4 protein-coding genes and 1 pseudogene are annotated in these 3,661 nt (G+C 73.8%); 2 read left to right on the forward strand and 3 right to left on the reverse strand.

Annotation, left to right across the window (positions count from 1 at the left end):
- Nucleotides 1-433, reverse strand: a 433-nt coding sequence (locus ABEB16_RS03145; protein ID WP_345710819.1) for a MerR family transcriptional regulator, incomplete at its 3' end; no start/stop codon positions are given.
- 376 nt (nucleotides 434-809) lie between these two features.
- Between ABEB16_RS03145 and ABEB16_RS03150 the strand changes: the two genes are divergently transcribed.
- Nucleotides 810-1,112, forward strand: coding sequence for a WhiB family transcriptional regulator (locus tag ABEB16_RS03150; RefSeq protein ID WP_345710820.1), 303 nt, complete (start codon nucleotides 810-812; stop codon nucleotides 1,110-1,112).
- A 129-nt stretch (nucleotides 1,113-1,241) separates the two neighbouring features.
- Here ABEB16_RS03150 and groL read toward each other — a convergent pair whose 3' ends face one another.
- Together groL and groES are read right to left on the reverse strand one after the other, a co-directional pair.
- Entirely contained in the window at nucleotides 1,242-2,855 is a 1,614-nt protein-coding gene (groL, locus tag ABEB16_RS03155) for a chaperonin GroEL (RefSeq protein WP_345710821.1), read from the reverse strand.
- A 120-nt stretch (nucleotides 2,856-2,975) separates the two neighbouring features.
- Nucleotides 2,976-3,272, reverse strand: a complete 297-nt coding sequence (gene groES, locus ABEB16_RS03160) for a co-chaperone GroES (protein ID WP_345710822.1) — start codon at nucleotides 3,270-3,272, stop codon at nucleotides 2,976-2,978.
- A 201-nt stretch (nucleotides 3,273-3,473) separates the two neighbouring features.
- Here groES and ABEB16_RS03165 point away from each other — a divergent pair.
- Nucleotides 3,474-3,661 (forward strand): annotated as a pseudogene (locus ABEB16_RS03165) (SAM-dependent methyltransferase); the annotation flags it as partial.

The following is a 3,661-nucleotide window of genomic DNA, read 5'->3' on the forward strand; positions in this document are numbered from 1 at the left end:
GGCGGTGGGCGCGGGGCGCCTCGGCGGCCGGGTCGTCGCGGGCGTCCTCGCCCGCGTCCGCGGCGGGTTCGGCCCCCGGTTCGGCCCCGGGTTCGGCCCCGGGTTCGGCGGAGACGCGGCTGGTGACGGCGAGGGCGTCGCTGACGGCCTCCTCCAGCAGCGCCCGCGGGATCGTGGACACGGCCGACAGGGCGGCCTGCGCACCTCCGTCGGCGGTGGCGGCGCTGGCGATCGCGGCGGCCTCGGCGGGCGCGACGCCCTCGAGGGTGAGCCGGCGCATGACGACGAGCCGGGCGAGGTCGCTGGCGGAGTAGCGGCGGTGGGCGCCCGCGGTGTGCTCGGAGGGGCCCACGCCGTAGCGGCGGTCCCAGGTGCGCAGGGTCGCCGGCGCGACGCCCAGCCGGCGGGCCACCGCCGCCACCGTCAGGGTCATGCGCGGCTGCTCGGGAGCTTCCGCACCCGGGGACGACGACACGGCTCGATTCTGCCCCGGCCGGCGCGGCCCGCCACTCCTGCTCCCCCGGGTCGGTGGCCGGTCGTCGTCCGGCGCGGTCGCGGCGCGATGCACCGTGCACATCGTGACGCGATTGCGAACCGTCCGTGACCGGATTCGGGTCGAGTTGCCGATCCGACGGCGTCGTGCGGCCTCCTGGATCCGTGCCGCGGCCGAGGCGTCGGCCGCCGAACGGGTGATGCGAACAACTTCTGGCGCGAAGGGTCTTGAACAACTTCTGGCGCGCTTGTAGCTTTACGGCGTCGCCCACCGGTCGTCCAACCGGTCCACCACCTCTTCCCCTGGGGAGCGCACCATGGCCGAGATCTCCCGTCTGCCCGGACCCATCGCCGACATCTGGGAGTGGCAGCTCGACGGGGCCTGCCGCGAGGCGGACCCGGACCTCTTCTTCCACCCCGAGGGCGAGCGCGGCCCCGCCCGCCGCAACCGCGACGCCGCCGCCAAGGCCGTCTGCGAGGCCTGCCCCGTCATCGAGCAGTGCCGCCGCCACGCCCTGAAGGTGCGCGAGCCGTACGGCGTCTGGGGAGGGCTCACCGAGGACGACCGCGAGGCGATCTACGCCGCCCAGCGCGGCCGCAGCCTCCGCATCGCCAGCTGACCCGCACCACACGCCACACCCGGTAGCGCACCAGAGCCGCACCCGCACTCCCCGGCGCGACCCACCCGGAGCGACGAGAGGCCCGGCCCCCAGGAGGGGGCCGGGCCTCTGCGCGTGGTGCGGGAGGGCTCAGTGGCCGTGGCCGTGGCCGTGGCCGGCGGCCGGCTCCTCCTCCTTCTTGTCCACGACGAGGGTGTCGGTGGTGAGCACCATCGACGCGATGGACGCCGCGTTGCGCAGCGCCGAGCGCGTCACCTTGACCGGGTCGATGACCCCGCCCGCGACCAGGTCGACGTACTCGCCGGTCGCGGCGTTCAGGCCGTTGCCGGGCTCGAGGTCGCGGACGCGCTCGACGACCACGTAGCCCTCCAGGCCGGCGTTCTCCGCGATCCAGCGCAGCGGCTCGGCGGTGGCGCGGCGCACCAGCGCGACACCGGTGGCCTCGTCGCCCGTCAGGCCCAGGCCGTCGGAGAGCACCGCGGCGGCGTGCACCAGGGCGGAGCCGCCACCGGCGACGATGCCCTCCTCGATCGCGGCGCGCGTCGCGGAGACGGCGTCCTCGATGCGGTGCTTCTTCTCCTTCAGCTCCACCTCGGTGTGCGCGCCGACCTTGACGACGCAGACACCGCCGGCGAGCTTGGCCAGGCGCTCCTGCAGCTTCTCGCGGTCCCAGTCGGAGTCGGTGCGCTCGATCTCGGCCTTGATCTGGGCGGCGCGGGCCGAGACCTCGCCGGAGTCCCCGGCGCCGTCGACGATCGTGGTGTCGTCCTTGGTGACGACGATGCGGCGGGCGGAGCCGAGCACCTCCAGGCCGACCTGGTCGAGCTTGAGGCCGACCTCCTCGGAGACGACCTGCGCGCCGGTCAGCACGGCGATGTCGCCGAGGATGGCCTTGCGGCGGTCGCCGAAGCCGGGGGCCTTGACGGCCACCGCGGTGAAGGTGCCGCGGATCTTGTTCACCACGAGGGTGGACAGGGCCTCGCCGTCCACGTCCTCGGCGATGACGAACAGCGGCTTGGAGGTCTGCAGGACCTTCTCCAGCAGCGGGAGGATCTCGCTGACGGAGGAGATCTTGCCCTGGTGGATGAGCACGTGGGCGTCCTCCAGGACGGCCTCCATGCGCTCGGGGTCGGTGACGAAGTAGGGCGAGATGTAGCCCTTGTCGAACTGCATGCCCTCGGTGAAGTCGAGCTCGAGGGAGGTCGTGGAGGACTCCTCCACGGTGATGACGCCGTCCTTGCCGACCTTGTCGAAGGCGTCGGCGAGCAGCTCGCCGACACCGCGGTCCTGCGCGGAGATCGTCGCGACGTGGGCGATCTCGCCCTTGCCGTCGACCTCGCGGGCCAGCTCCAGCAGCCGCTCGCCCACCGCGTCGACCGCCGCGTCGATGCCCTTCTTGAGCCCGGCGGGGGCCGCGCCGGCCGCCACGTTGCGCAGGCCCTCGTGGACCAGCGCCTGGGCCAGGACCGTCGCGGTCGTCGTGCCGTCGCCGGCGACGTCGTTGGTCTTGGTCGCGACCTCCTTGGCGAGCTGGGCGCCGAGGTTCTCGTACGGGTCCTCCAGCTCGACCTCGCGGGCGATGGTGACGCCGTCGTTCGTGATCGTCGGCGCGCCCCACTTCTTGTCGATGACGACGTTGCGGCCCTTGGGGCCCAGGGTCACCTTGACGGCGTCGGCGAGGGCGTCCACGCCCCGCTCCAGCGCCCGGCGGGCGTCGTCGTTGAACTGCAGCGTCTTGGCCATGTGCGGTCCTGATCCCTTCGGGGTGCGGTGGGGAGCACGACGACGCCCCGGCAGCCCCGGCTGGTGCCGGTGCGCCGGGGCGTCGTCGCGCGGGAGGCCCGGAAGGGCCTCGGCGGGTGCTTACTTGGCGACCTTGGCGAGGACGTCGCGCGCGGAGAGGATGAGGAGCTCCTCGCCGCCGTACTTGACCTCGGTGCCGCCGTACTTGGAGTAGATGACCTTGTCGCCGACGCTCACGTCGACGGGCACGCGCTTGCCGTTGTCGTCCACGCGGCCGGGGCCGACGGCCAGGACCTCGCCCTCCTGGGGCTTCTCCTTGGCGGTGTCCGGGATGACCAGACCCGAGGTGGTGACCGTCTCCGCGTCAAGCGGCTTGACGACGATGCGGTCCTCGAGCGGAGTGATGGAGACCGACACGTGCGGCCCTCCCCTTCTTCCAACGTCGTTACGGGGTGTCAGTCGGACGCGAGGGGCGCGCGACCGCCGTCGCGGGTGCCGGGCGGCGCCGCCTCACGAGAGCTGGCACACTCGGCACGAGAGTGCCAGCCCGACGCGGTGCCGACGTTAGCACTCCGACGTCGGGAGTGCTAGCAGGGATCGGCGTGGTGTGATCCGCCCGTGGACACCGAGGACGTGGCCGCCCTGCGGGGCCCGGCGGGGGCGCGGCTGTTGGCCGGGCTGCCCCCCTACGACCCCGCCGGCGCCCTGGCGCTGGGGGCCCGGCTGCGCGAGCAGGGCCACCCGCCCGCCCTCGTGGCCGCAGCGCTCACCCAGTCCCGGCTGCGCGAGCGGGCCCGCGCCAAGCT

The sequence above is a fragment of the Kineococcus glutinatus genome (assembly GCF_039542765.1).
GTDB classification, from domain to species: domain Bacteria; phylum Actinomycetota; class Actinomycetes; order Actinomycetales; family Kineococcaceae; genus Kineococcus_A; species Kineococcus_A glutinatus.